The following is a 25,863-nucleotide window of genomic DNA, read 5'->3' as shown; positions in this document are numbered from 1 at the left end:
GCCAGAGCGCGGGTAGCCGCGTCACGCTGTTCTGCACTGCTCATGGAAGACTCCTTAAAAATTGCTCAAGGATTATGCAGGCAGATGCTGCATCGGCATCGGGCGCGCCTTGTGCCAGGGCTTCAGTGGTGCTGTAGCGCTCATCAACTTCAAAGACCTGCAGGCCGAACCGTCCGCGCAGCTGGCGCGCGAACTTCAGGGTACGCGCGGTGTTTTCGTGGCTGGCGCCGTCGGGGTGATAGGGAATGCCGACCACCAGCGCATCGGGTTGCCACTCCCGGATCTTCAGCTCAATGGCGGCGAAGCGCGCATCGCCTTCGGCGGCAATGCTGCCCTGCGGTGTCGAGGTGCGCGTGAGCCGGTTGCCGGTAGCCACCCCGGTGCGCTTGAGGCCGAAATCGAAAGCAAGAAATGTCTGGAAACTGGCAGCCACGGCAGGCGGAGCCAATGTACTCATGCGTGGCCGGCCTCGGGTGACAGCATCCAGCTCTGAAGGCCCAGCAGCAGCAAGGCCTTGTCATAACGCTGCTCAACCGGCGTGTCGAAAATCAGCGACAGGTCGGCTTCCACAGTCAACCAGCTGTTTTCGGAAATCTCGGATTCCAGCTGGCCCTCGCCCCAGGATGAATATCCCAGCGAGACAAACACCTTGCGGGGTCCGGCGCCGGTGGACAGCGCCTCCAGCACATCGCGGGACGTCGTCATCTCCAGTCCACCGGGGATGGTCATGGTCGCGGCGTAAACGGACTCGCTGCCCGCCAGCATGCACTCGTGTAGCACAAAGCCCCGCTCGGTTTGCACCGGGCCGCCCTGGAAAACCGGTGACCCGGTCAAGTCGTCGCGCCGCAAGGGCAAGGAAACCTTGTCAAACAGGTTTTGCAGGTTGATGTCGCTGGGCTTGTTGATCACCAGCCCAAGCGCGCCACGGTTGCTGTGCTCGCACATGTACACCACACTTCGGGCGAAAGCCTCGTCATCCAGGCCGGGCATGGCAATCAGAAAGTGGTGGGTAAGGTTGATCGGTGCAGAATCCATGGCCATGGCGCGATTTTACGCGCAGGCTGCTTGCACAGGTGGAAAAACCTATCGGCATGCTTCATCACCCGCCAGGAAATTCTCCGAACATGAGCAAGCAATATGACAAGGGTCTGATGTGGTTCCGGCGTGATCTGCGCTGCGATGACAACGCGGCGCTGCACCATGCCCTCAAGGCATGCTGCCAGGTGTTTTGCTTGTTTGTGCTGGACCGTGACATCCTGGACCAGCTGCCGCGCGCCGACCGCCGGGTTGAATTCATCCGCGAATCCCTGCTGGACCTCGACGGGCAGTTGCGGCAACTGGCCAGCCAGCACGGCATCGATGGCGCAGGCCTGGTCACCTTGCATGGCTGGGCGACCGAGGCTGTGCCGCGACTGGCACGGGCCCTGGGCGTCAGCGCCGTGTTCGCCAATCACGATGACGAGCCTCAGTCGCTCAGGCGGGATCGGCAAGTTGCCGACGCTCTGGCTGCGTCCACTGTGGCCTTTCATACCTTCAAGGACCATGTGATTTTTGAGCGCCAGGAGCTGCTGACACAAACCGGCAAGCCCTACAGTGTGTTCACGCCGTATAAAAACGCCTGGCTCAAAAAGGTCGATGCGTTTTTCCTGCGCCCTTACGCCATTGAAAACCATGCTGCGACACTGGCGCCGCGTCCAGCAGCATGGCGCGCGGCCGTGCCGGAGCTGACAGCTTTAAACTTCGAACCGACCAACCTCGTTGCACTCAAAATCCCGACAGGAAGTGCGGGGGGAGCGCAACTGCTCGATCAGTTCATCGGGCGCATCGACCAGTACCATGCCACCCGCGACTTCCCCGCCGTGAAGGGGCCCAGCTACCTCGGCGTGCACCTGCGCTTCGGCACGGTGTCCATACGCCGCTTGGCGGCCGCAGCACTGCAGAGGCAGCAGCAGGGCAGCCAGGGTGCCGCCGTATGGCTCAGCGAACTGGTCTGGCGCGATTTTTACGCGCAGATCCTGAGCAACTTCCCGCACGTTGCCACGGCATCATTCAAGCTGGAATACGACGCCATCCAGTGGGAGCAAGGACCCCGCGCGCAGGCACTGTTCTTGGCCTGGTGCGAGGGTCGCACCGGCTACCCGCTGGTCGACGCCGCGATGGCGCAGATCAACCAGACCGGCTACATGCACAACCGGCTGCGTATGGTGACTGCGAGTTTTCTGGTGAAGGATCTGGGCATCGACTGGCGGTGGGGCGAGGCCTACTTCGCCACACATTTGAATGATTTCGATTTGTCATCCAACAACGGCGGATGGCAGTGGGCATCGAGCAGCGGTTGCGATGCCCAGCCCTACTTCCGGATATTCAACCCGATCACGCAGAGCGAGAAGTTTGATGCCGACGGCAAGTTCATCCGCAGATACCTGCCCCAGTTCACCAGGCTCAGTGGGCACGCGATACACAGCCCTTGGCTGGCAAACCCGGTTGAACTGGCGGCTGCAGGTATTGAACTGGGCCGCGACTATCCGCTTCCGGTGGTGAAGCACGACGAGGCCAGGGCCCTGACGCTGCTGCGCTATGCGCCGGTTAAAAAGCCGGCCGAGCCCGAATTGCTATAGTTTTTCTAGCTGCTCGCGCTTGCGGGCTATGGGCTGGCGGCCATTTTTACTTCAAACTGCAAGCTCGACGCTGCAGTAGTGTCGAATCAGGCTGAGCAATTCGTCCTCGGCATAGGGTTTGCCGAGGTAATGATCAACACCCAGATCCTTGGCATGTTCGCGATGCTTCTCGGCGATCCGCGACGTGATCATGATGATAGGCAGGCTGCTCAGGCGAGCGTCCCCGCGGATATTACGCGCCAGATCGAAGCCGTCCATGCGCGGCATCTCGATGTCCGACAGCACCACCGTGGGCCGCTCATCCTGCAGCCTTTCGAGCGCCTGCAGGCCGTCGGCCGCCATGGATACGCGGTAGCCCTCTCGCTGCAGCAGGCGCTGCGTCACTCGCCGCACCGTGATGGAATCGTCCACCACCAGGATCAGCGGAATCTGCGGCACCGCCGGCATAACGGGTGCCACCGCGACCTTGGAGCCACCGGAGTCACTACCAGCCGACTGCTCCAACATGTGCGGCTCGGCGCTGTCAGAACTCCAGCCGCGAGCCTGTTGCCCATAAACCGTGGCGAGCGCGACCGGGTTGTAAATCAGCACCACCGCGCCGGAAGCCAGCACCGACATGCCCGCCAGGCCCGGCAGGCGCGACAACTGGGGCCCGAGGTTTTTAACCACTACCTCCTGAGTGCCCAGGACTTCATCAACGTGCAGGGCGATACGCTGGGCAGCACTCCGGAAAATCACCACCGGTGCAGTTTTGCCCTGGGGTTCGTTGCTGCGTCGAGAGGCCTGTAGCAAGGCGCCCGACCAGAAGAAGGGAACACTTTCGCCGGCCACGTCGACCACGCCGCTGTTGTAGGCCTGCTGCAGGTCCTTGGCGGAGATACGGCGCACGGTCTCGACCACGTTGGCAGGCACACCCACCGAGGAGCTGCCCGCGCGCAGCATGACCACCTGCGTCACCGCCGTAGTGAGCGGCAGCACCAGCTTGAAGTTGGTCCCCTTGCCCGGGGCGGTACTGGTTTCGATCCTGCCACCCAGCGCATTGACCTCGGAGCGGACCACATCCATGCCGATGCCGCGGCCCGCGAGTTCCGTCACATGCGATGCCGTGGAAAAACCAGGCATGAAAATCAGGTTGGCAGCCTCATCGTCACCGATCTGCTGGCCAGGAGAGATCAACCCTGACGACTCGGCCTTCTCGCGTATGCGCTGCAGATTCAGTCCGGCGCCGTCATCGCGGAACTCGACCGCCACGTCATTGCCCGATTGCTGCACACTGACAGTGATCAGGCCGCTGGCATCCTTGCCGGCGCCCATGCGCGTATCAGGGTCCTCGATGCCGTGCGCCACGCAATTGCGCAGCAGGTGTTCGAATGCCGGCGTCATGCGGTCCAGCATGCCGCGGTCCATCTCAATGGTACCGCCCTGCAGGTCCAGCCGCACCTGTTTGCCGGTTTCTTTAGAGGCCTGCCGCACCACGCGATACAGACGCTCCGAAATGCCCTCGAACTCCACCATGCGGGTACGCAGCAGATCGCGCTGCAACTCTCGCGTCTGGCGGGCCTGGGCGATCAAATCGTCCTCGGTCGCTTCCACGGTGCGCTGCAGGGTACGCTGCACGGTTGCCACGTCATTGACCGACTCGGCCATCATTCGCGTCAGCTCCTGCACCCGGGTAAAGCGGTCGAATTCCAGCGGGTCAAACCCGAGTTGGGCTTCCTTGGCCTGCTGCAAGCGCGACTGCATCTGGGTTTCCGAGTGCAGTTCCACGTCGCGCAATTGCGAGCGCAAGCGGTTCAAGTTGCCACTCAAGTCGTTGAGCGAGCCGCGCAACTGGTTCAACTCGGCTTCCAAACGGGAACGCGTGATCATCACCTCACCGGCCTGGTTGACCATGCGGTCCAGCAACTGCGAACGGACACGGATCGATCCGGAAGCCACGGTGCGCAGGGGCTGCAAGGCCGTGGCCTGGGCCATGGACATCACCACTTTTCGCCCACTGGCGGGCGACACGGCTGTGCCCGTCGCGCTTTCGGGTTCATCCGTTCCAGACTCCGCTGCCGGCTCAGGCAGGGGCTGCAGGGACTCCAGTGTTTCCGGAGTGCCAGGGTGTCGCAAGGCCTCGAAATTCGCCTGCATGCCGTCAAAGGTCGCCAGCAGGGCATCGAAGTCCTGCGAAGCGGCAGCAGCGGATCCTATGCGCTCAATATCGGACTCAATGCGGTGAGCCATCTCCCCCAGCCGCATCGCACCTGCCAGCCGGGCACTGCCCTTGAGGGTGTGCAGCGCGCGCAAGACTTCATTGCGCGCGCCGAGGTTATCCGGTCGCGCCGCCCATTGCCTCAAGGCAGCGCTCAGTTGCGGCATCAGCTCAGCGCCTTCCTCTTCGAAAATCGGGAACAGGTCGGGATCGATAACATCAACCGCGTCGAACTCGTCGTCGATGTCCTCGTTAAAGATCAATGGCTGGGAGGCTGCAGCTGCTGCGGTCACGGGTTGCGTCGCAGCGTGCGGTACAGGCGCAGGGGCCACAGGCGCGGGGGCCGCTGGCGAGACTGGTGCGGCCACGTTCGGGGGTGGCGCAGAAACCCGAACCGGCGCACTAGTCACCGCCTTGATGATGAATCTGGTGGCAGGGGCGGGCGCTGGCGGCGGGACTGCCGCAGCAACCGGGACTGGAACCTCTACGTCCCCGGCACCGGAGGCCGGATCGCTGGCGGGTTCGGAGAAGTCGATGTTGCGCAAAGCCTGGAGGATCTTGGGGTCGGGCTGCTTGAGGAAACCTGCTGCAAACTGGTGCAACAAACGCCGGATGTCTTCAGCCGCATCGATAAAAAGCTGGCTGTGCCCGCCCGCATCGCTTCCGGGCTGGACCTGCGACTGATGCAAGGCATGCTCAAGCGCTCGGGCCATCTCGGAAAGTGCATCAAACCCGACCGTCGATGAGCTACCCGCCAGGGAATGGGTCAACGCGAGGGTCGAGTCGCCAATCGGCTTCCCGTGCTCCATGGTCCATTCCGTGACCTCCGTCACCAGCCGACGGGACCACTCATCGGCCTCGTTCAAATAGACGTTGTACAGCGGAATGCCTATGCGCAGGGAACCGATCACCTTGACCTGTTCGTCTCCGGCAGACTCCAGGGTCCCTGATTCGCTGAAGTCCTCAAAAGTGACCGGCAAGTCAATCTCTGGCACTGGTACCGCCTCACCCGGGGAATCTGCAGCAAACTCAAGCACGGCGTCCGCCGCAGCTGGCGTAGCCTCACCAGTTTGAGCGAGTACCGCTTCTTCAGGAGCCTCTGGAGCCTCTGGAGCTTCTGGGGCTTCGGGAGTCAGGAAATGGGCATCAAAATCAATGTCGGACAACTCAAGCGGACTGGCTTGCGCCGCCTCGGGCGCAGGATCTTCGAGGTCCAGTTCAAACGCTGCGATGGGGGCAGGGGCAGCCTGAACCGCCACCACTGCGTCGCTGGACAAGGCCGACAAGCTGTCAAAGTCTATGCCCTGGATCTCGCCGATCAGCGGCTCCGGCGCCTGTGGCGCCGGCTCGCCTGCCGGCGCTATGCCGGTTGCGAAGTCAAAGTCAAAATCCGTGGCCGTATCCGTCACCTCCGAGGGTGCAGGCGGCGACTCGACCGCTTGCTCAACAGGCAGCGGCGCGGATGCCGCAGCTGGTAACGCGACGGCGAGAAAAAGACCTTCGGTTCGCATCGCCTCGGCGCTGCTTCTAAATGGTGCGGCTTTCCAAGCCGCGTCCCGGTTGGCTGCAATGTCGTCAATCCAGGCAGCGAACCCCTCCATGGCCTGCACGCACAAGGCGCGGAAGCTGTCATTCGACGACTTTTGCTCAGCCAGCCAGCCGTTGAGCAGTTGCTCCATGGACCACGCCGCTTCGCCAAATTCGTTGAGCCCCACCATGCGTGAGCTGCCCTTGAGCGTATGAAAGGCACGGCGCAGGATGGTGAGTTCGCCAACATCGCCCGGTTCGATGGCAAGCGCTGCAACGGCGGCTTGAGCCTGCCCGGCCACCTCGCGCGCCTCCTCGAGGAAAATGTCGCGCAGGTCGTCTTCTTCAAATTCCTCGCCGATCGGAGCCACCACCACGGGCGCAGGTGCAGGCGCTGCGGCCGCGACCAGATCGGTCAGCGAACTGGAATCCGCCTGCGTGTTGCCGGCCACGGCCACCGCAGCGTTGCGGGCGGTTTGTGCCAGCGCGGGCTGATCGGCCAGCGCAGCATGCGTCGCCAGCACGTCAAGTTTGACACTCAGAGTGGCTGCGGATAAACCGGCTTCCGCTTCGTGAACAACGGCCAGGACTTCCTGCGACAGCTCACCATGCACCGTCACAGAGGCGGCAGCATCAGGCGCCGCCAGGCTTCGACCCATCACGGGTTTGAGTTCCCCCGTAGCTTCATCGTAAACAAACAGCTTCTTGGCCAGCGCCGGCTGGTAATTGAGCATGTCAATCAGGAAGCTCAAGGCGCCCAGATTGTTGCCCAGGAGGTCAAATGTGCCGGCAGCACGGGCCTGTTGCTCATCCACTTCTGTGACCAGCATCTGCTCCACACTGTCACGCATCCGCAGGACCGCGTGCGATGCCTGGTCCAGGCCGAGCACCGACAAGACACCCCGCATCTGCGACAACTGCCCCGGCACAGCGGCAAGCACCGCTTTCTCCAGGGGATTACGGAAAAACAGGTCCAGGGATTTTTCAAGTTCGCTGAGCGAAATGCGCAACTCGCCAACCACACTGCCCATGGTTTGCTTGTCGCTGACATGCCGGTACAGCTCTTCCATCCAGGCTTCCAGCGGCTGGGCTTCACCACCGCTGCGCACACCTTCGAGGCGCTCAGCCAGCCGGACCGTCCTGGCCGCCAGCTGCGGATCGTTCGGATCAAGGTCGTCAAAGGCAGCTTCCAGATACAACACGGCGGTCGCCACTTCGAGGGCCAGTTCAATCGGCGGCGCCTGTCCGGAACGAACCGTCGTATCGATCACCCGCGACAAGGACTGGGCGAGCGGTTCACTCGGGGGATGCAGTTTGACCAGTGAATCGGTGACCAGGCTGAACTGGTCGGCAACAGTCTTGAATTTGCCAACATCGCCAGCGGTCAGTGACGACCATGTTTCCTTGGCAGAAACAATTCGCTTTCGGGCCTGCGCCAGCAAGGCCGGGTCAAAACGGCCAAACTGCACCGCTTCGTAGTCCACCGGTTTGAAGCGGGTCAGGCCATAACTTGCGCGAACCGCTGAAAGCACGGGCGCATCGGTGGCACGAGCGGCTACGGCTTGCGAGCAAAAGAACAACAAATCCAAGGCGAGACGGTCCGACGCATTGGTGCTTCCCTTAGCGAAAGCGGCATACTGCAGGAGGATGCGCGAAGCCGCCCGCTTGACATGAATATCGACTTTCAGGAGGCCGTGCGACATCGCCTCGAAATAAGCCGCCGCAATCTTCCAGAAAACGCGAGGTTCGCCGCCCGACTGCGCCTTTGCAAAGCCCAGACACATGTCCTTGAAGCCTTGCGCAGCCTGCGCGTCACCAGTGCGCATGACTTGCAGGACAAGTTGGTCCAAAGTCTGTCGCGATGCATCGTCGTAGGGCCGGCCTTCTGCCGGCAGATCCGTGACTGGCTCGATCCAGCGCAATTCGAAGACCCAGAGGTCTGCCGGATGAATGCGGTCAGCACCCACCAGGCCTTGGACATCGCGGTACTGTGGAAACAGGGAAACGGCGGATACCGGCTTGTCGGCCAGTACACCCTCCAGATACTCCGTCAGGGCAAAACTCGCCCGCTCGACCTTGGCCGCAGCATCCTGGTTGCATAACTCAGGTCGCTGAATGAATTTCTGCACCGCCGCTTCCATGGCCCGCAGCAGCAGGGCCGGCGCGCCCAGACCCACCATCTCCAGCGCACCTACCGCCTGATGCAACTGCTGACGCGCAATACGCAGCTGGCTCGCATCCAGGGCAGCGAGGTCCGAACCTCGCGCGAGTTCGGCATCTCGGACAAAGCGTTTCAAGGCCTTGGCAGATCCATCCAGCGATTTACGCAGTTCGTCCAGCACCCAAGCCAACGGGCCCAGGTCATTGACAGCCACATCCACTTCAGCGGCTGTTGAATTCAGGTCGTTCGATTGCATAGATGGCGGGCCGGTTCATAAATCGGATTTCACGGACAAGATGGCAGGTCCGCCTCAGGCAATCTTGAATCGCGACACGGACTGACGGAGTTCTTCCGCCATCCGTGACAGGTCACGTACCTGCTGTGCTGTTGAACGGGTGCCTTCTCCGGTCTGTTCCGTCACCGCGAAAATGTGCTGAATGTTGCCGGCCACCACGTTGGCGGATTCGGCTTCGCGGGACGCGGAATTGGAAATTTGCTCAATCAGGTCGGCCAGCCGACGCGACACCTGGTCAATCTCAGTCAGTGCGGTACCGGCGCTGTCTGACAGCTTGGCCCCTTCGACCACACCTTGTGTCGAGCGTTCCATGGCGGCGACCGCATCCTGGGTGTCTGTTTGAATCGCTTTCACCAGCGCGGAAATCTGGCGCGTCGCATCTGCTGAACGTTCAGCCAGTCGCTGCACCTCCTCGGCCACCACGGAGAAGCCTCGTCCGGCTTCACCGGCAGACGCCGCCTGAATAGCCGCATTGAGCGCCAGGACGTTGGTCTGTTCGGTAATGTCGGAAATCAGTTCGGTAATTTCGCCAATCTCCTGTGAAGACTCACCGAGTCGCTTGATCCGTTTGGAGGTTTCCTGAATCTGGTCGCGAATCGAGTTCATGCCGCCGATCGCGTTCTGCACGGCCTGCAATCCAGACTCCGCAGCGGTCAGCGATTGGCGCGCCACCTGGGAAGATTCCTGCGCCTGGCTGGACACCTGGTTAATTCGGGTCGCCATGTCGAGCACCGACTGGCCAGTCTCGCGAATCTCGCGGAGCTGCTCTGTCGAAGCCGCAAGCAGTTCGGTCGATGTACTTTCCACCTGTGCCGTCGTCTGAGCAACCCGGGTCGCCGTGTTCTGTACGTTGCCCACCAGCTGACGCAACTCCTCCACCGTGTAGTTCACCGAGTCGGCAATGGCGCCAGTGATGTCTTCAGTCACCGTGGCTTCCTGGGTCAGATCACCCTCGGCCACCGTCTGCAACTCGTTCATCAGTCGCAAAATGGCCGCCTGGTTGGCGTCATTCACGCGCTTGGCGTCCTGCTCCTGGCCCTTGGCCTCCAGCCGCTGGCTTTCAGCAACCCCCTGGCGCTGGCGGCTGTCCAACACCTGCAAACGCGCCAGACCTGCCGCGCACAGCAGCGCAAACGCTGCGGCAACTGCCAGGGTAGTCAAGGCACCGACCCCCAGGCCGGTTTGGGACGAGAGCTTGCCCTGGATGTCTTCAAGCCCGCGGCGCAGGGGCTCACTGTCCGAAATAATCGAGGCCTGCGCCTCGCGCGCTGACACCAGACCCTGCAAGTTTCCGAGAATCGCGCCGGCCTGAACGCGTGTCTGCTCATACAGTGCCATCAGGGCGTCCAGTCGCTCCCGGGTCTGCGGATCTTTGGAGCCAACCAGGCGCAGCTCCGGGCTCCCTTCCTGCAGACCCTGGGCGATTTCCTTGAACGAATTCAAGTCCTTGCCAAGCAAAAACACGGCCTCGGGGCTCACGCCCTCCATGGTCAGGAACTCGTTGGCAGACTTACCAATACGCTGCGTCAGCATCACGAGCTGGCCCGCCGCCGAAATTTCGGCAGGGGCCGCGTTCTGCTGAAGCTTGAGCGACGACACGGTTTCGGCGATTTCCAGCAGGTCAGACGATTGGCGATTAATGGTACGCAAGGCGTTACCCACCTGAGTCAAAATGGCCTGCTGTGCCATCACGGTGGACGCATTCTTTTCGGCGCGCTCCATGAGCGGCGTCACGGTATTGACATCCGGTTGCAATTCTGCGGCGACGGGCGCCAGCCGCAGGGAATCATCGCCGGACTTCAGACCACGGACGGTTTTGGCCAGAACGTCGGAACTTTCTCTCACGTCCGGAAAGGCCTGAGCGCTACCCACCAGCGCCTGAGACACCGATTTCGCCAGTCGTTGCGACTGCATCAGCGACTGACCGGTAGCAGCCACCTGCTGCGCCACCCGATCCGCCTGAGTCAGCGCCACAAACGTCACGGAAGCCAACACCACGACAGCGAAGCCAAGCAGCACCACCAAGATCTGCTGATGGGCACCCATGCGTCGGCGCCCCAGCACCGGGAGCGACAACAATTCGGCAACTTCCGACCTGTCCTCCTCATTCTGGCTTTCAGGACCCTCACCGGCATCTTGCATAGAGGTGGTCACAGTCATGCTGCCCGGTGAATTCAAGGCAGCGGTCGCGAGCGGATCGACCGACATATCAAGTGAAACATCATCCATGCTGTCCTGGGGCGCAGCGGGCTTTGGTTTGAATAGCTTCTGGATCGTTTCAATGACAGACATGATGAGCCTTCCGGGGAAAAACGTGAACGCGCTAGGCGCTGATGGTCAAAAAATGGGCTTGCTGCGCGAGCGACTGCAGGTTGATCTCCTGCCAGGTGGCGCCGTTGGCGTCAACATAACTGTGTCCAAAAAACTCCGGCGATTCGGGCGACTTTTCGGCAAAGTCGGTAAAAGCCTCGGGATTGCGCAACCCCGACAGCTTGTCAATCTGCAAGGCACAGTTGATTTCCAGTGCGCTATTGAGCGCCACCAGCCGGGATTCAGTTCGCGCCATTTCAGTGCGCGGGGGCGGCATTTTTCCGGTCACAAAACTCGCCAGATCCACAATGCCATACAAGCCGCCACGCAAATTGGCCACACCGGCAAACCATGCCTGCGTGTAAGGCACATTCTGGGCGCTAACCCAGGGGAAAATTTCTCCGGACTGATTCAGGGGAAAGAGGTATTTGTCGCCTCCCGCCTCCACCGCGAGCCAAGAGGCCGATACACCCTGCGTCTTGGCGGCTTGCAGCCTCTCGGCCAGGCGGCTTTGCAATTCTCTAAGTGCTTGTCGGTTGGCCATGCTCTAGTGATGTCGGTGAAGAATCAGCCCAGTGCCTTGATTTTGGCCATCAAGTCGTCTGCATCCACCGGTTTGGTGATGTAGTCTTTGGCGCCCTGGCGCATCCCCCAGACACGATCAGTCTCCTGGTTCTTGCTGGTGCACATGATGATGGGGACATCGGCGTACAGGGGATCTCGTGTGATGGCGCGCGTGAGCTGAAAGCCATTCTGCCCCGGCATCACCACATCCATCAGGATGAGGTCGGGCTTCTCCTCGGCAAGCCGACGAAAGGCGTCTTCAGCGTTCTCAGCGGTTTTCACCGAAAATCCGTTCTTGCCGAGCAAGTCGGTCATGAACATCAGTTCAGTTTTTGAATCGTCAACGATCAGAATTTTTTTAATTGCCATTACGCTACTCCTTGTTTTGCGCTGCCCAGTTCCTGCACGGTTTGCAACAACTGGTCTTTTGTGAAAGGCTTGGTCAGGTAATCCTGGGATCCGACCATCCTGCCTCTTGCCTTGTCGAAAACGCCGTCTTTTGAAGACAACATCACAATTGGTACGGTTGAAAATTTCGGGTTGCGCTTGATGATTGCGCAGGTCTGGTAACCATCCAGACGCGGCATCAGAATGTCGCAAAAAATCAGGTCAGGCAAGTAGTCGTTGACTTTGGAGAGGGCGTCGAAGCCGTCTTCAGCCAGCAGAACCTCGTGTCCGCCCTGTTTCAGAAATATCTCTGCACTGCGCCGTATGGTATTGCTGTCATCGATCACCAACACCTTGAGCCCTGAACTGGGAATACTCACTGACTGTGCTCCTTATGACATGCAGCCTGCAGAAAAAGACGTCTGCTTCGCGCTTGTTTAGACAACCGACCCGGCCGTTCAGATTTGCACCATTTCAAAGTCTTCTTTTCGCGCCCCACACTCGGGGCATGTCCAGTTCATGGGAACTTGGGACCACGGCGTGCCTGCCGCAATGCCGTGGTCCGGCGCACCCGTCGTTTCGTCATAAATCCATCCACAGATTAAACACATCCACGTCATTGTTTGAGTCACAGCTTAAGTTGCCTTCGAATAGAATGCAACAATTGTATCGAGGCGGCGTTGCTTATTCGCGTACAGGTCAAAATCGATTCTATGGCAAACCCCAACCTCCCTCCTCTGGAAGTCCAGCCAACCGAAGCAGAAGATTGCGAAATGGCTCCCGCGTGCGTGATGACATTCAATGCCAACGACCCCAGCGGAGCCGGCGGACTGACGGCCGACGTTACTGCCATCACCTCGGCGGGCGCGCACGCGCTGGCAGTTGTCACCGGCGCCTATGTGCGCGATACCGCAGAAATTTTCGATCACATTTCCTTTGACGAAGAAGCGGTCACGGAGCAGGCACGCACCGCGCTCGAGGACATGCCAGTCAGTGCCATCAAGGTCGGCTTTATTGGCAATCCGGAAAACATCAGCGCCGTCGCCGAGATCGCCTCGGACTATGCCGATGTGCCGCTGATTGCCTACATGCCCAACCTGTCGTGGTGGAACGAGGAGGCGATTGACAGCTACCTCGATGCGTTTCGCGAACTGTTGCTGCCGCAAACCACGGTGCTGGTGGGCAACCACAGCAGCCTGTGGCGATGGCTGTTGCCGGACTGGACCGGCGACAAAAGCCCGTCGGCTCGTGACATTGCCAAGGCGGCGGCCGAATTCGGCGTCCCCTATACGCTGGTCACCGGCATCCCCCTGCCCGAACAGTTCATCGACAATGTGCTGGCTACGCCCCAGGCTGTTCTTTACAGCGAAAAATTCGAACGCTTCGAGGCGGTATTCGCCGGCGCTGGCGACACACTGACAGCCGCCATCACGGCCTTGCTGGCCAACGGGCACAACCTGCAGGCCGCTACAAGCGAAGCCCTGACCTATCTCGACCACAGCCTGGACGCCGGTTTTCATCCAGGCATGGGGAACATCGTGCCGGACCGGCTGTTCTGGGCTCAGACCGACACCGACGATGAGGAGGATGAAGCCGCGAGCACTGATCCAGTCCCCTCCCCTTCCTCCTTTGACCTCCCCACCAATGGCACCAAGCACTAGCTCCGAAAAATCCCGCAATGTCCTTCTCTTCGAGCGCGCCCGGGCCCTGATTCCCGGCGGTGTGAACTCCCCGGTACGCGCCTTCAAAGCGGTCGGCGGCACACCGCGCTTCGTGCAACGCGCGCAGGGGGCCTATTTCTGGGACGCCGATGACCGGCGCTACATCGACTACATCGGTTCCTGGGGTCCGATGATCCTGGGCCACGGCCACCCTGCCGTCGTCGAGGCCGTGCAAAAAGCCGTGCTTGAAGGCTTTTCCTACGGCGCACCCACCGAGCGCGAAATCGAGCTGGCCGAGGAAATCGTGAAACTGGTGCCATCCGTCGAAATGCTGCGACTTGTCAGTTCCGGAACCGAGGCCACCATGAGCGTGATCCGGCTGGCGCGTGGCGCCACCGGACGCAGCAAGATCATCAAGTTCGAGGGCTGCTACCACGGGCACTCCGACGCGCTGCTGGTGAAAGCCGGCTCCGGCTTGGCCACTTTTGGCAGTCCGACCAGCGCCGGGGTGCCACCTGAAGTCGTCCAGCACACACTGGTGCTCGAGTACAACCACATCGCCCAGCTCGAGGACGCCTTTTCGTTGCACGGCAAGGACATTGCCTGCCTGATGATCGAGCCGATCGCGGGCAACATGAACTTTGTGCGCGCCAGTGTGCCCTTCATGAAACGCTGCCGGGAACTGTGTACACAATATGGTGCACTGCTGGTGTTGGACGAAGTGATGACCGGTTTTCGCGTCGCCCTCGGTGGTGCGCAAAGCCTCTATGCCCAAAGCATTCCGGGATTCAAGCCTGACATGACAGCCATGGGCAAGGTCATCGGTGGCGGGATGCCGCTGGCCGCCTTTGGCGGTACGCGTGCGGTCATGGAGCAACTGGCGCCGCTGGGCTCCGTCTACCAGGCCGGCACGCTGTCGGGCAACCCGGTCGCCACGGCTTGCGGCCTGGCCACCCTGCGTGAACTGCAAAAACCGGGCTTTTATGAGTCCCTGGGCGAACGCACCCGCAGTCTGACCACTGGCCTGTCGCGAGCGGCCGCACAGGCCGGCGTCAGCTTTTGCGCGGATAGCGCAGGTGGCATGTTCGGCTTTTTCCTGATGACCAAGTTGCCGCAGAATTACGCCACGGTGATGACCACCGACAGCCCGGCCTTCAACCGCTTTTTCCACGCGATGCTGGATAAGGGCGTGTACTATGCGCCGGCTCTTTATGAAGCTGGCTTCGTCAGTGCGGCACACACGGCGGAAGACGTCGAAACCACTGTTGAGGCTGCTGCCCAGTTTTTTGCTGGGCGACGGTGAGATCAGCAGTGGCCACCCACTTGAGGCGCGGCCGCGCCAAGTAGATATCGGCCAGCCCCAGCACCGCGAACAAATTCGTGGCGTTCTTGGTCAGACCTGCCGCACATGGCACTCCCGCCGCAACAACGCCAGCGCGTCGCCCAGCGAATGCACCGCATCGCTTTCCAGCGTGGCCTGCGCTTCATCCACAAAGGCTTCCCACAAGCTGAGGTACGCGTCCTGGTGCTGACCCGGCGCGTTGTCTGCAATGTGTTGCCGGGCCAGCGCCGGATGGAAACCGGACTTCCGGATCTTGCGCAGCAGCGCCGTGGCGCTTTTCTCGCTCAGCATGGTTTTGGGCGCAGTGCCTGCAGCCAGACACAGGAACAGGGTCAGCAGGGATCCGTCGTCGCTGTTGCCGCCGGTGAGCTTGTGCCAGGCCACGGAAGCTGAGCGCGCATGGTGGTCGACCTCGACCAGAGCGTCTTCAATCCAGAAATAGCGGCCCATGAAGGTTGGGCTGCGGTCGAACAGGGCACGCGCCGGCAGGGCAGCGTCGAGGATTTTTGGCGCGTCGGCCAGCACCGATTGCCGCACCGCTTCCACCGCCGGGTGCACGTGGGCCGGCAGCTTTTTCGGAAGCGCCACCGGCAGAGCCGCCGGCGCTGCCCCATGCTTTTTGCGCAGCGCCGCGATCACCTTTTCAAAGGCGGGCCAGTCAGGCATCTCGGTACGACCCGCTGCCAGCACCAGCAGGGCGCTGCGGATCACGGCTTCGGCATCCTTGCCGGCTTCTTCGAGTTCGTCAGCATCCATGCCGAGCTCGTCGGCCAGCCACAGCGCAGCATCCACCACGGCAGCCACCTGGCTGCGCCTGGCGAGTTCGGCCTGGTAGTCGGCCAGGCTGCGCAGCGACCATTTGGCCAGCAGGGGAATGTGTTCGTCGCGGAAGCCGCCGCGCTCGTTCATGCCGAAGTGGCTGTTCTTCGGCATGGCAATCAGGGCTTTGAGCATGTCGGAGCCGCCCTTGGAGCGCGACAGCAGTGAAAAATCGCGCAGCGACTCGGCCGCCCGCTGGACATCGCCGCCGCAACTGCTTTCCAGGTACAGGCTGACGGGGTTAACCATGCGGTCGCGGGCTTTTTCGAGCTCCGGGCGCAGGAACTCGTTGCCGAAGTACCGCGCAATCTGCACCATGCCCTTGGGCCCCTCGACGCGCATGGCCTCAATTTTTTCGGGGCCTATGACACCGTGCTGGATACCGTGCTGCAGCGCCTTTTCGAAAAAGGGGCGCGCGTCATAAAGCGAAACAGCGGAAGGCGAAGACATGAGCGTGTGCAAATTTAGATCGCCGATTCCTCGTCGGACTCGCGTGCCGTCGGCGTGGCCTTGCCGCGATCGGTGTCTCCGGTCTCGACCTTGCCGTCGTCCAGCGTGTCTTCTTCGTCCTCGTCATCGGGGGCAGCGTGGTGCGCGCTGCCCTTGGCGCGCAGCACCATCAGCATCTCGATGAACAGGTCGGGCAGTTCGTAACGCAGGATCCAGGCGAGCTGCATCCAGTCGCGGTCGGCGATTTCGTCCTGCAACACACGCGGCCGCTCGTAGGCCGAAGCCAGCAGCGCGGACTGCGACAACATCTTGCCGTATTCGTCGGCCGGATCAAAACTGCCGCTGCGCGCAAAACCCTCGACCCGGCTCCACTGGTCGGAAAAGTAGTCGGCCAGGGCCTCGGCGCCGCCGTCGAGGTCGCCGATGGCCGTGAGGAATTCCACCGGGTCCGCATCTTCCCTGAAGATGACGGCATTGACCATGCCGCGTAGATGGGTACGGGTCAGGTCCTTGTAAAGTTTTTCGATCACCACGGCGCGGGCGAACTGCGCGGGGGACACCAGCAGACCCACCACCGATTCACGCGAGTTGTCGTATTCGCGGATCACGGCCAGCACATCTTTGGGCGGCAACTGCTCCAACACCACCATCAACGCGGCGTCCCCTTCGGCGTCCGCCAGTTCGACCAGTGCCGACTCGGCACCAACGATGTCACCGGCCGCAATCAGGCTTTGGGTTTTTTCAATCAGGGCAAGGTATTGGCTCATAGCGGTCTCACTTTCGGGCTCATGTTTGCTTCAGTCCTTCTGGTCGAAGCCCTGCTGGACCAGCCAGTCGGCGCCCGCATCCTGACGTGTCCGGGCATCGCTAGCCTGGCCGCCCTCACCGTCATCCGCAAAAATCACCAGTTCGTCGTCGCCGTCCTGCTCGCTCTCTTCGTCCTCGTCTGTCTCGTCATCGCTGACGATGATGCCGGCGGGGACCGGCAGGCTGGCCATGTATTCGAGGCCGGCCGTCAGAGTCAGGAATTTATCTCCCGCCGGCGCCTGCAGAACGATATCGGCCAGATCGCTGGCCCAGGGCGCCAGTGAAAACCCACCAGCCAGACTATTCCAGGACGGGAGGCCGGCTTCGTCATGCGTCAGCAGTTGTTCCATCAAGGCCTTGTCCGTGAAGGCAAACCCCTGGTGAAAAACCACCGCCACCATCTCGGGGCTGATGTCCATCATCTGAACCAGAAAGGCGATCTGCTGACGTTTGCCGGTCAGGCGCTGCTGCAACACGTCGCGGCCCTCGGAGTCGAAACGCAGGTCATCCATTTCGGATTGGTAGGCCGAGCGCAGGTCGAGAAAGTAGGGGGAGATGCTCAAGGAATCTTTCAGTCAGCAGCGCTTGCCAAGGGGTTGAAATAATCGGCCCAGATGACACGCGCCGTGTCTATCGGGCTGTCAAGCAGGTTGCGGCGGCGGTTGTCGTCATAGGCCTCGCGTTTGCCCGCATCCGACAGCACTTCATAGGCCTGCTGCACCGCCCGGAAGCGCTCAGCAGCCTGGGGATGGTCATTCCTGTCCGGGTGCCAGAACGAAGCTTGCTGGCGAAAGGCCTTCTTGACGTCGGCCAGCGTTGCTGCGCTGTTCAGGCCGAGGGCGGTGTAATGGTCGGTCATGCGAGTGAGGCTGGTCCTGGACCGCAGGCAGCAAGCGGCACGGCATGTTGAAAACGGAGGTGCCAGGGACCGCGGATGCGTCCCAAGGGGCTGAAGGATTATGCACTTGCGAGCGTTTTGGCGGTCGGCAGCCGCAAATTGACCTTGCGGCGGACCGCCCCGGCTTACTCCCAGGCCGACAGGCGCCCCGACACCAGGCGGAAGCGCCGGGCGCAACGCGCCGCCAGCGTTTCGTCGTGTGTGACCATCACAAAAGCCGTGCCGTGTTCACGTGCCAGTTGCAGCATCAGCTCGAACACACCATCGGCGGTGGAGCGATCCAGGTTACCGGTCGGCTCGTCGGCCAGCACGCAGGCCGGCCGCGTGACCAGCGCGCGGGCAATCGCCACACGCTGGCGCTCGCCGCCCGACAGTTCGGCGGGCCTGTGGTGGCTGCGGTCCTTCAGGCCCACGCTGGCAAGCATGGCCAGGGCGGTTGCCGCCGCCTTGTCGCGGTCCTGACGCCGTATCCACAGCGGCATGGCGACGTTGTCGAGCGCGCTGAACTCCGGCAGCAAATGGTGAAACTGGTAAACAAACCCCAGGTGCTGGTTGCGCAAGTCGCCCTGTTCGGCCGGCGACAGCGCCGACATCTGCTGCCCCTTGAGCTCGACATTGCCGCTGGTGGGCGCATCCAGCCCGCCCATCAGGTGCAGCAGGGTGGATTTGCCCGAACCGGAGGCGCCAACAATGGCCAGGGTTTCGCCGGCAAAAACCTGCAGATCGACCCCGTGCAGCACGGTCAGGTCGATAGGCCCTTCGTGGAAGCGTTTGGTCAGGCCCTGGGCTTTAAGAACAACTTCACTCATATCTCAGGGCCTCGGCAGGATTGACGCGGCTGGCGCGCCAGCTCGGATAAATGGTGGCCAGAAAAGACAGCACCAGCGCGATCACGGCAATCGGCATGATGTCGGCGTACTGTGGATCGCTGGGCATGCGGCTGATCAAATAGATGTCCTTGGGCAGGAAACTGGCGTTGAGCGCGCGCTCCAGCGCCGGAACCAGCACATCGATATTGAGCGCGATGCCCAGCCCCAGCAGCAGGCCCGAAAGCGTGCCGATGACCCCGACCATGGCCCCCTGCACCATGAACACGCCCATGATGCTTTTCGGGCTGGCGCCGAGGGTGCGCAGGATGGCGATGTCGGCGCGTTTGTCGGTCACCGTCATTACCAGCGTGCTGACCAGGTTAAAGGCGGCCACCGCAACAATCAAGGTCAGGATGATGAACATCATGCGTTTTTCGAGCTGCACTGCGGCAAACCAGGTGCGGTTTTGGCGCGTCCAGTCGCGGATCAGCAAATCGCCGCTGAGGCTGCGCGACAACTCGGCGGCCACCTCGCGCGCCTGATGCAGGTCCTTGAGCTTGACGCGGACGCCGGTTGGGCCCTCCAGACGGAAAATTTTGGCCGCATCGTCCTGGTGCAGCATCACCAGCGCCGAATCGTATTCAAAGTGGCCGGAGTCGAAAGTGCCGACCACCGTCATCTGCTTCAGACGGGGCACCACACCGGCCGGGGTCACCTGGCCACTGGGCGCAATCAGGGTGACGTTGTCGCCCTCTCGCACACCCAGCGACTGCGCCAGCTCACCACCCAGCACCACGCCAAATTGTCCGGGGACCAGCTTGGCCAGCGTGCTGACCGAGGCTGCAGCGAGGTCCGTGACCTCGCCTTCCAGCGCCGGATTGATGCCGCGCACCAGCGTGCCTTTCATGTCTTCACCACGTGCGAGCAGGGCCTGGGCAGTGATGAAGCTGGCGGCACCCACCACGTTCGGGTTCTGTTTGACCTCTGCCAGCGTCGTCGCCACGTTGCCGAGCGCGGCACCGTTGGGCGCAAACACCTCGATGTGGGAGATCACGCCCAGCATGCGGTCGCGCACTTCCTTCTGGAAGCCGTTCATCACACTCAGCACAATGATCAGCGCCGCCACACCAAGCGCGATGCCCAGCATGGAGACACCCGAGATGAAGGAAATAAACCCGTTGCGCCGCGTGGCGCGGCCTGCGCGGGTGTAACGCCAGCCCAGAATCAGTTCGTAGGGGATTTGCATGGGGGCAATTGTGGCATCAGGCCCAGTCACCTTCATTACCGTCCCGTCAATCCCGGACAATAGGCCCATGCCGGACAAACTTCATCTGATCATTGCCGGGGTCGTGCTGCCCCAGATGGCCGGCGAATCTGCGCCGCCCTTTCAGCCAATGACGAAAAACCTGCGCGACTTGCTGGCGGCCATGGTGCCGCACGGCCGCATCGAATGCGGCGAGGACGACCCTTCCACACCTTTTGAGCTGGCACTTGCACAAGCCAACGGGCTGCCAGACGCACCTGGCCACATCCCCTGGGCAGCCTTCGAAACGGGCACCACAGGCACCCCCTGCGCCTTCATCCAACTGTGTCACTGGCAGGTTGGCGCCGACCATGTGCGGCTCTCACCACCGGACGATCTGGCGCTCGACGAAGCAAGCGCCAGCACACTGCTGGCCGCGATGGCGCCGTATTTCCGGGAAGACGGCATCACATTGGCGCCGCACAGCAAGCTGCCCGGCACCTGGCTGGCCACCGGCGAAGTCTTTCGTGGCCTGCATAGCGTCTCCATGGGCACGCTGATGGGCCGGCACCTGACAAGGTCGCTGCTGGACGGCGCCGGCACACCCGCCGCTACCCTGCGCCGCCTGCAAAACGAGATGCAGATGCTGCTGTACACCCACCCCGCCAACGAAACACGCCAGCAGCAGGGGCTGGCGCCGGTCAACTCTTTCTGGGTCAGCGGGGCTGGGGTGCTGGAGCAACTGCTGCCCGCCGTGCAGGGCGTGCGTGTGGAAGCACGCCTGCAGGCGCCGGCGCTGCGCGGTGATGCGGAGGCCCATGCGCAAGCCTGGCAGGCGGTGGACGCCGACAGCTGCGCCGCCTTGCTGGCCGTTTTGCGTGCAGGCGGCCAGGCGAACCTGACCCTGTGTGGCGCCCGCGCGGCGCAGAGCTTTGGCCCTGCCCCAGCTGGCGTATGGTCCCGGGTTAAGCATATTTTAGGTCTCCAGCCCTTATGGGACGGGCGGGAGCAGCTATGAAAATCATAGTACGTGAAGCACCGCCGCGCAGTGTCTGGGCGCTGGAGCAGGCCGGTGTTCACCCCCTGCTGGCGCAGCTCTACGCCGCGCGTGGCGTGCGCAACGCCGACGAACTCGACGATGGCCTGGCCCGTCTGCTGCTGCCCTCGGCCATGAAAGGCACGCAGCAATCGGCCGTGCTGCTGGCCGATGCCATCGCCGCGAACAAAAAAATCTGTGTGGTCGCTGATTACGACTGCGATGGCGCCACCGCCTGTGCCGTCGCGCTGCGCGGCCTGCGCCTGCTGGGCGCTGCCCAGGTCAGCTACATCGTGCCGGACCGCGTGGTCGACGGGTACGGACTGACCGCGACGATTGCCGACCGCGTCAAGGCCACGGGCGCCGACCTGCTGGTGACGGTGGACAACGGCATCGCCAGCATGGACGGTGTGGCGCGGGCGCGGGCGCTCGGCATGCAGGTGCTGGTGACCGATCACCATCTGCCGGCGCTCAGGGACGGGGCCATCGTGCTGCCCGACGCCGATGTGATCGTGAACCCCAACCAGCCCGGCTGCAACTTCGACAGCAAATCGATAGCCGGCGTGGGCGTGATGTTTTACGTGCTGCTGGCTTTGCGTGCTGAATTGCGTACACGTAGCGTGTTTGACGCTGCCAGCCAACCGAAACTCGACACCTTGCTGCCCCTGGTTGCCCTCGGCACTGTTGCCGACGTGGTCAAGCTAGACGCCAACAACCGCCGCCTGGTCGCGCAAGGTCTCAAGCGCATACGCAGTGGCACCATGCCAGCTGGTGTGGCGGCGCTGTTCACAGCCGCCGGGCGCGTCGCCGCCGTGGCGACCACCTTCGACTTCGGTTTTGCGCTGGGTCCGCGCATCAACGCTGCCGGCCGGCTTAGCGACATGACCCTGGGCATCGAGTGCCTGCTGACCGACGACGCGGGCCGCGCCGACGAACTGGCAAAAACCCTGGACGGCATCAACCGCGAGCGGCGAGACATCGAGGCCGGCATGCGCGAGCAGGCGCAGTACGCGGCCGACGCGATGATTGACGAGGATGAGGTGCCGCCGCCCGCCATCGCGATTTTTGACCCCGACTTTCATGAGGGCGTGGTTGGCATCGTGGCCTCGCGCATCAAGGACAAGCTGCACCGGCCGACCTTTGTATTTGCCGCCAGCCAGGCACCGGGCAGGGAGCACGAGCTCAAGGGCTCGGGCCGCTCAATTGCCGGTTTTCACCTGCGCGATGCGCTGGATCTGGTCGCCAAGCGCCACCCGGGGGTGTTGCTGCGTTTCGGCGGCCACGCGATGGCCGCCGGCTGCACCATCAACGAGGAGCAGTTCGAGCAGTTCGAGCAGGCACTCCAGCAGGTTGCGCACGAATGGCTGGACGCCGCGACCCTGACGCGCCGGCTCGATACCGACGGCCCGCTTGCGCCGCAGTACCGCCGCGCCGACCTGGTCGACACCCTGCACCGCGAAGTCTGGGGCCAGGGCTTTGCGGCGCCGACTTTCAGCGAGGAAGTGGAAGTCGTGTCGCAGCGCCTGGTGGGTGAAAAACACCTGGCGCTCAAGCTGAAACACCAAGGCCAGCCGGTCGACGGTATCTGGTTCGGCCACACCGAGTCGCTGCCGTCCCGCGTCAAGCTGGCCTTTCGGCTGGATGCCGACGAGTGGCAGGGCATCAAGCGGGTGCGCTTTCTCGTGGAAGCCGCCGAAATCTGAATGTTTTAGGCCTCCAGCCCAACCAGGACGAGCGCAAGCAGCTATTGATTTGATAGCATTGCTTGGGTCCCAGCCTGCCCCTCACCCCAGAAAGTGAGTGCCCCCCGATGAACGGGGGTGAGCACATGGAGGCTGGCGCGGGGGCGGTACCAGCGCTGTAGCGCTTGTCCGACGGCGCATGGCAGGCGAGGCCTACAACCGTGGATCGAGCAATGGGCCAAGATACGTCCCAGAAGGCAAGCCAGTCGGCATGTCAACAAAAACATAGAGCACACCATGAACACCATCATTTGGGTCGTCGGCCTTATCGTCATCATCGGCTTCATCCTGTCCTACTTCGGCTTTCGCTGAAAGTTAAGCACTTCAGTGCTGAAGCCCCCGACTGGCGGGCTTGAGCAGCTACTGAATTTGTAGCACACCAAAAATCCAGGCGGCCTCAGGTCAGTATCGAATATTGACCCCCGCGCTCAATGGCGCGTTGATAGGCTGGCCGCGCATGAATGCGCTTGAGAAAGTCCATCAACCGTGGCCGGCTGGCATTCAGCCCGCCGCGCGCTGCTGCCGCCTCCAGCGGAAAACTCAACTGAATGTCGGCGCCGCTGAACTCGCTGCCGGCGAACCATTGGTTGTTTCCCAACTCCGCTTCGAGATAATCGAGGTGCTGCGCTATCTGCGGCTCAATGAAACTGCTTTTTGCCTTGCCGCTGATGGCTTTGGCAATAGGTTTGGCAAAAAACGGCATGGGTGCGGTTTCAATCTTGTCAAACACCAGCTTGAGTAGCAGCGGCGACATCGCCGAGCCTTCCGCATAGTGCAACCAGTAGGTGTAGCGCAAGCGGTCGGGCGTTCCGGCGGGCGGTGCCAGCCGCCCCGCCCCGTAATGTTCGATCAAATAGTCCACGATGGCGCCCGACTCGGCGATGGTCAGCTCGCCGTCTGTGATGACTGGCGATTTTCCCAGCGGATGCACCGCGCGCAGCGACGCTGGCGCCAGCATGGTTTTCGGGTCGCGTTCGTAACGCTTGATGTCGTATTTCAGCGCCAACTCCTCCAGCAGCCAGAGAATCCGTTGCGAGCGGGAATGGTTCAGGTGGTGCACGGTGATCATGAAATTTCCAGTCAGGGTTGGCGGCAAACGGACTGACATGGTAGGTCATCGCGCCCCGACCGGTCCAGCCCGGTTCAGCAGCAAAAAGAAGCAGCGCCTAAAATGGGTCAGTGATTTCCAAAAACATCCTGAACGCCGACCTGCATTGCCATTCTGTCGTATCCGACGGCACCATGACACCCGAGGCACTGGCTGAACGAGCGAAAACCAACGGCGTCGAGCTCTGGGCCCTGACCGACCACGACGAGATTGGCGGCCAGCATCGCGCCGCCGCCGCCGCCAGAGCCCAGGGCCTGCACTACCTGACCGGCACCGAAATATCCGTCACTTTTGCCGACCAAACCGTACACATCGTCGGCCTGGGTTTTGATCCCGACGACGCAGCCATCAAACAGGGCCTGTACACAACCCGCAGCGGACGCAGCGAACGCGCCATGGAAATGTCGGACGGGCTGGTCAAAGTCGGCATCAAGGGCGCTTATGAAGGCGCGCTGAAGTTTGTCGGCAACCCGGAGCTGATCTCGCGCACCCACTTTGCCCGCTTCCTGGTCGAGTCCGGCGTCTGCAAGGAAACCTCCGAGGTGTTTCGCAAATACCTGACTGAAGGCAAGCCCGGTTATGTGCCGCACCGCTGGGCCAGCCTGCGTGACGCAGTGCAATGGATCACCAGCGCCAAGGGCGTGGCAGTGATTGCGCACCCGGGCCGCTACAAGTTCACGCCAAACGAGGAATACGCACTGTTCACCGAGTTCAAATCCCACGGTGGCCAGGGCGTCGAGGTGGTCACCGGCAGCCACACCACGCAGGAGTATGTGAAATACGCCGAAACTGCGAAGGAGTTCGGCTTGGCCGCTTCACGCGGCAGCGACTTCCACAGCCCCGATGAAAGCCACACCGACCTGGGCACCCTGCCCTTACTGCCGGGTGACCTGACGCCTGTCTGGGCGCTGCTGGAAGACCGCATCCAGTGAGCCGCGCGTCCTCGGCCCTGGCGGGCATTGCGCTGGTCATCGCCGCCGTCGCCTGTTTTGCAACGCTGGACACCACCACCAAGTTTGTCAGCGCCAGCGTGCCGCTGCTGATGGCGCTGTGGTTTCGCTACTTTTTTCAGGCGGTCGCCACCACCGCCGTGGTGCTGCCATTGCGCGGCCTGAGTGTGCTGCGCACGGCGCACCCGAAGTTCCAGTGCCTGCGCGGCCTGCTGCTGCTGTTGAGCAGCCTGTTCGCCTTCCTGAGCCTCAAATACCTGCCAGTGGCCGAGTTCACCGCCATTGGCGCCATCGTGCCCTTGCTCATCACCCTGCTGGCAGCCACCGCACTCGGAGAGAAAGTCTCTGCGCTGCGCTGGTCGCTGGTGCTGGGCGCTTTTGCCGGCACCTTGATCATCATCAGGCCGGGCGGCGAAGACTTCAGCTGGACGCTGCTGCTGCCGCTGTGCATGGTGGCCACCAACACCGGCTTTCAAGTGCTCACCAGCAAGCTGGCCAAAACAGAAGACCCAATCACCATGCACCTGTACACCGGTTGGGTCGGCACGCTGCTGGCCTCGCTGGCCCTGCCTTTTGTCTGGATCTCCTTGCCTTCGTGGTCGCTGTGGGGCTGGCTGCTGCTGATGGGCGTGGCCGCCACCGTGGGGCACTTCATGCTGATCCTGGGCTATATGCGCGCGCCGGCTGCCACCCTGACGCCTTACCTCTACGCCCAGATCGCCTTCGCGATGGTCGGGGGCTGGATTGTTTTTTCGCATGTGCCTGACAGCTGGTCCATGATCGGCATGTTGATGATCGCCGTCTGCGGCGCGCTGGGTGCCTGGCTGACGGCGCGCGAAAGCCGCGCGCTCAAAGACTTCCGCATGCTGTCCGCCCAAACCTGACACCGCAACACCACCATGGCCCAGTTTTTCGACATCCATCCCGACAATCCGCAGG

22 protein-coding genes are annotated in these 25,863 nt (G+C 62.1%); 7 read left to right on the top strand and 15 right to left on the bottom strand.

The window, feature by feature from the left end; all coding sequences use genetic code 11:
- Positions 1 to 40: 40 nt before the first annotated feature.
- Positions 41 to 457, bottom strand: coding sequence for a Holliday junction resolvase RuvX (ruvX, locus tag H0W47_RS07925; RefSeq protein WP_296922771.1), 417 nt, complete (start codon positions 455 to 457; stop codon positions 41 to 43).
- A complete protein-coding gene (locus tag H0W47_RS07920) occupies positions 454 to 1,041 on the bottom strand; it encodes a YqgE/AlgH family protein (RefSeq protein WP_296922768.1) in 588 nt (195 codons plus the stop codon). Before H0W47_RS07920 ends, ruvX begins: the two co-directional genes overlap by 4 nt.
- 83 nt (positions 1,042 to 1,124) lie before the next feature.
- On the opposite strand from H0W47_RS07920, the gene H0W47_RS07915 reads away from it, so the two are divergent.
- Positions 1,125 to 2,618, top strand: coding sequence for a deoxyribodipyrimidine photo-lyase (locus tag H0W47_RS07915; protein ID WP_296922765.1), 1,494 nt, complete (start codon positions 1,125 to 1,127; stop codon positions 2,616 to 2,618).
- Positions 2,619 to 2,669: 51 nt separating this feature from the next.
- Here the strand turns inward: H0W47_RS07915 and H0W47_RS07910 are convergent, their stop codons facing one another.
- From H0W47_RS07910 to H0W47_RS07885, 6 genes are all read right to left on the bottom strand, one after another.
- Positions 2,670 to 8,759: an Hpt domain-containing protein gene (locus H0W47_RS07910; RefSeq protein ID WP_296922762.1), complete on the bottom strand. Its 6,090-nt coding sequence runs from the start codon at positions 8,757 to 8,759 to the stop codon at positions 2,670 to 2,672.
- Positions 8,760 to 8,813: 54 nt separating this feature from the next.
- Positions 8,814 to 11,090 carry a methyl-accepting chemotaxis protein gene (locus H0W47_RS07905; RefSeq protein WP_296922758.1) on the bottom strand — a complete coding sequence of 759 codons (2,277 nt, stop codon included), beginning with the start codon at positions 11,088 to 11,090 and terminating at the stop codon, positions 8,814 to 8,816.
- A 31-nt stretch (positions 11,091 to 11,121) separates the two neighbouring features.
- Positions 11,122 to 11,652 carry a chemotaxis protein CheW gene (locus tag H0W47_RS07900; protein ID WP_296922755.1) on the bottom strand — a complete coding sequence of 177 codons (531 nt, stop codon included), beginning with the start codon at positions 11,650 to 11,652 and terminating at the stop codon, positions 11,122 to 11,124.
- A 23-nt stretch (positions 11,653 to 11,675) separates the two neighbouring features.
- Positions 11,676 to 12,041: a response regulator gene (locus H0W47_RS07895; protein WP_296922753.1), complete on the bottom strand. Its 366-nt coding sequence runs from the start codon at positions 12,039 to 12,041 to the stop codon at positions 11,676 to 11,678.
- Positions 12,041 to 12,439 carry a response regulator gene (locus H0W47_RS07890; protein WP_188705700.1) on the bottom strand — a complete coding sequence of 133 codons (399 nt, stop codon included), beginning with the start codon at positions 12,437 to 12,439 and terminating at the stop codon, positions 12,041 to 12,043. Before H0W47_RS07890 ends, H0W47_RS07895 begins: the two co-directional genes overlap by 1 nt.
- Positions 12,440 to 12,517: 78 nt before the next feature.
- Positions 12,518 to 12,691 (bottom strand): rubredoxin, encoded by a 174-nt coding sequence (locus H0W47_RS07885; RefSeq protein ID WP_296922745.1) that lies wholly within the window; start codon positions 12,689 to 12,691, stop codon positions 12,518 to 12,520.
- 81 nt (positions 12,692 to 12,772) lie between these two features.
- Between H0W47_RS07885 and H0W47_RS07880 the strand changes: the two genes are divergently transcribed.
- Together H0W47_RS07880 and hemL are read left to right on the top strand one after the other, a co-directional pair.
- Positions 12,773 to 13,720 (top strand): hydroxymethylpyrimidine/phosphomethylpyrimidine kinase, encoded by a 948-nt coding sequence (locus H0W47_RS07880; protein WP_367265128.1) that lies wholly within the window; start codon positions 12,773 to 12,775, stop codon positions 13,718 to 13,720.
- Complete coding sequence (gene hemL / locus H0W47_RS07875) at positions 13,704 to 15,023, top strand: glutamate-1-semialdehyde 2,1-aminomutase (RefSeq protein ID WP_296922741.1); 1,320 nt, start codon at positions 13,704 to 13,706, stop codon at positions 15,021 to 15,023. The genes H0W47_RS07880 and hemL overlap by 17 nt, the downstream gene beginning before the upstream one ends.
- A 90-nt stretch (positions 15,024 to 15,113) precedes the next feature.
- On the opposite strand, the gene H0W47_RS07870 is transcribed toward hemL, so the two are convergent.
- From H0W47_RS07870 to H0W47_RS07845, 6 genes are all read right to left on the bottom strand, one after another.
- Positions 15,114 to 16,331 carry a hypothetical protein gene (locus H0W47_RS07870; RefSeq protein ID WP_296922739.1) on the bottom strand — a complete coding sequence of 406 codons (1,218 nt, stop codon included), beginning with the start codon at positions 16,329 to 16,331 and terminating at the stop codon, positions 15,114 to 15,116.
- A gap of 14 nt (positions 16,332 to 16,345) precedes the next feature.
- Complete coding sequence (locus H0W47_RS07865) at positions 16,346 to 17,098, bottom strand: hypothetical protein (protein WP_296922736.1); 753 nt, start codon at positions 17,096 to 17,098, stop codon at positions 16,346 to 16,348.
- 30 nt (positions 17,099 to 17,128) lie between these two features.
- Complete coding sequence (locus H0W47_RS07860) at positions 17,129 to 17,701, bottom strand: hypothetical protein (protein ID WP_296922734.1); 573 nt, start codon at positions 17,699 to 17,701, stop codon at positions 17,129 to 17,131.
- Between the two features lie 8 nt (positions 17,702 to 17,709).
- On the bottom strand, positions 17,710 to 17,997 hold the full coding sequence (locus H0W47_RS07855) for a J domain-containing protein (RefSeq protein ID WP_296922732.1): 288 nt from the start codon (positions 17,995 to 17,997) through the stop codon (positions 17,710 to 17,712).
- 164 nt (positions 17,998 to 18,161) lie between these two features.
- Positions 18,162 to 18,845 carry a lipoprotein-releasing ABC transporter ATP-binding protein LolD gene (gene lolD / locus H0W47_RS07850; protein WP_296922731.1) on the bottom strand — a complete coding sequence of 228 codons (684 nt, stop codon included), beginning with the start codon at positions 18,843 to 18,845 and terminating at the stop codon, positions 18,162 to 18,164.
- A complete protein-coding gene (locus H0W47_RS07845) occupies positions 18,838 to 20,091 on the bottom strand; it encodes a lipoprotein-releasing ABC transporter permease subunit (protein ID WP_296922728.1) in 1,254 nt (417 codons plus the stop codon). Before H0W47_RS07845 ends, lolD begins: the two co-directional genes overlap by 8 nt.
- Before the next feature lie 67 nt (positions 20,092 to 20,158).
- Here H0W47_RS07845 and H0W47_RS07840 point away from each other — a divergent pair, with 67 nt between their 5' ends.
- Together H0W47_RS07840 and recJ are read left to right on the top strand one after the other, a co-directional pair.
- The gene (locus H0W47_RS07840; protein WP_296922725.1) at positions 20,159 to 21,106 is read left to right on the top strand and encodes a phosphoglycerate mutase; all 948 of its coding nucleotides are present in this window, start codon (positions 20,159 to 20,161) and stop codon (positions 21,104 to 21,106) included.
- Positions 21,103 to 22,827: a single-stranded-DNA-specific exonuclease RecJ gene (gene recJ, locus H0W47_RS07835; protein ID WP_296922722.1), complete on the top strand. Its 1,725-nt coding sequence runs from the start codon at positions 21,103 to 21,105 to the stop codon at positions 22,825 to 22,827. Before H0W47_RS07840 ends, recJ begins: the two co-directional genes overlap by 4 nt.
- Before the next feature lie 436 nt (positions 22,828 to 23,263).
- Here recJ and H0W47_RS07830 read toward each other — a convergent pair whose 3' ends face one another.
- A complete protein-coding gene (locus tag H0W47_RS07830) occupies positions 23,264 to 23,935 on the bottom strand; it encodes a glutathione S-transferase (protein WP_296922719.1) in 672 nt (223 codons plus the stop codon).
- 173 nt (positions 23,936 to 24,108) lie between these two features.
- Here H0W47_RS07830 and H0W47_RS07825 point away from each other — a divergent pair, with 173 nt between their 5' ends.
- Positions 24,109 to 24,906 carry a PHP domain-containing protein gene (locus H0W47_RS07825; protein WP_296922837.1) on the top strand — a complete coding sequence of 266 codons (798 nt, stop codon included), beginning with the start codon at positions 24,109 to 24,111 and terminating at the stop codon, positions 24,904 to 24,906.
- The gene (locus H0W47_RS07820) at positions 24,903 to 25,808 is read left to right on the top strand and encodes a DMT family transporter (RefSeq protein WP_296922716.1); all 906 of its coding nucleotides are present in this window, start codon (positions 24,903 to 24,905) and stop codon (positions 25,806 to 25,808) included. The genes H0W47_RS07825 and H0W47_RS07820 overlap by 4 nt, the downstream gene beginning before the upstream one ends.
- Positions 25,809 to 25,863 lie beyond the last annotated feature (55 nt).

Origin of the sequence: Polaromonas sp., assembly GCF_013817205.1 — a bacterium.
Taxonomy (GTDB): Bacteria; Pseudomonadota; Gammaproteobacteria; order Burkholderiales; family Burkholderiaceae_C; genus Polaromonas.
This window is presented reverse-complemented; position numbering and strand designations above follow the sequence as displayed.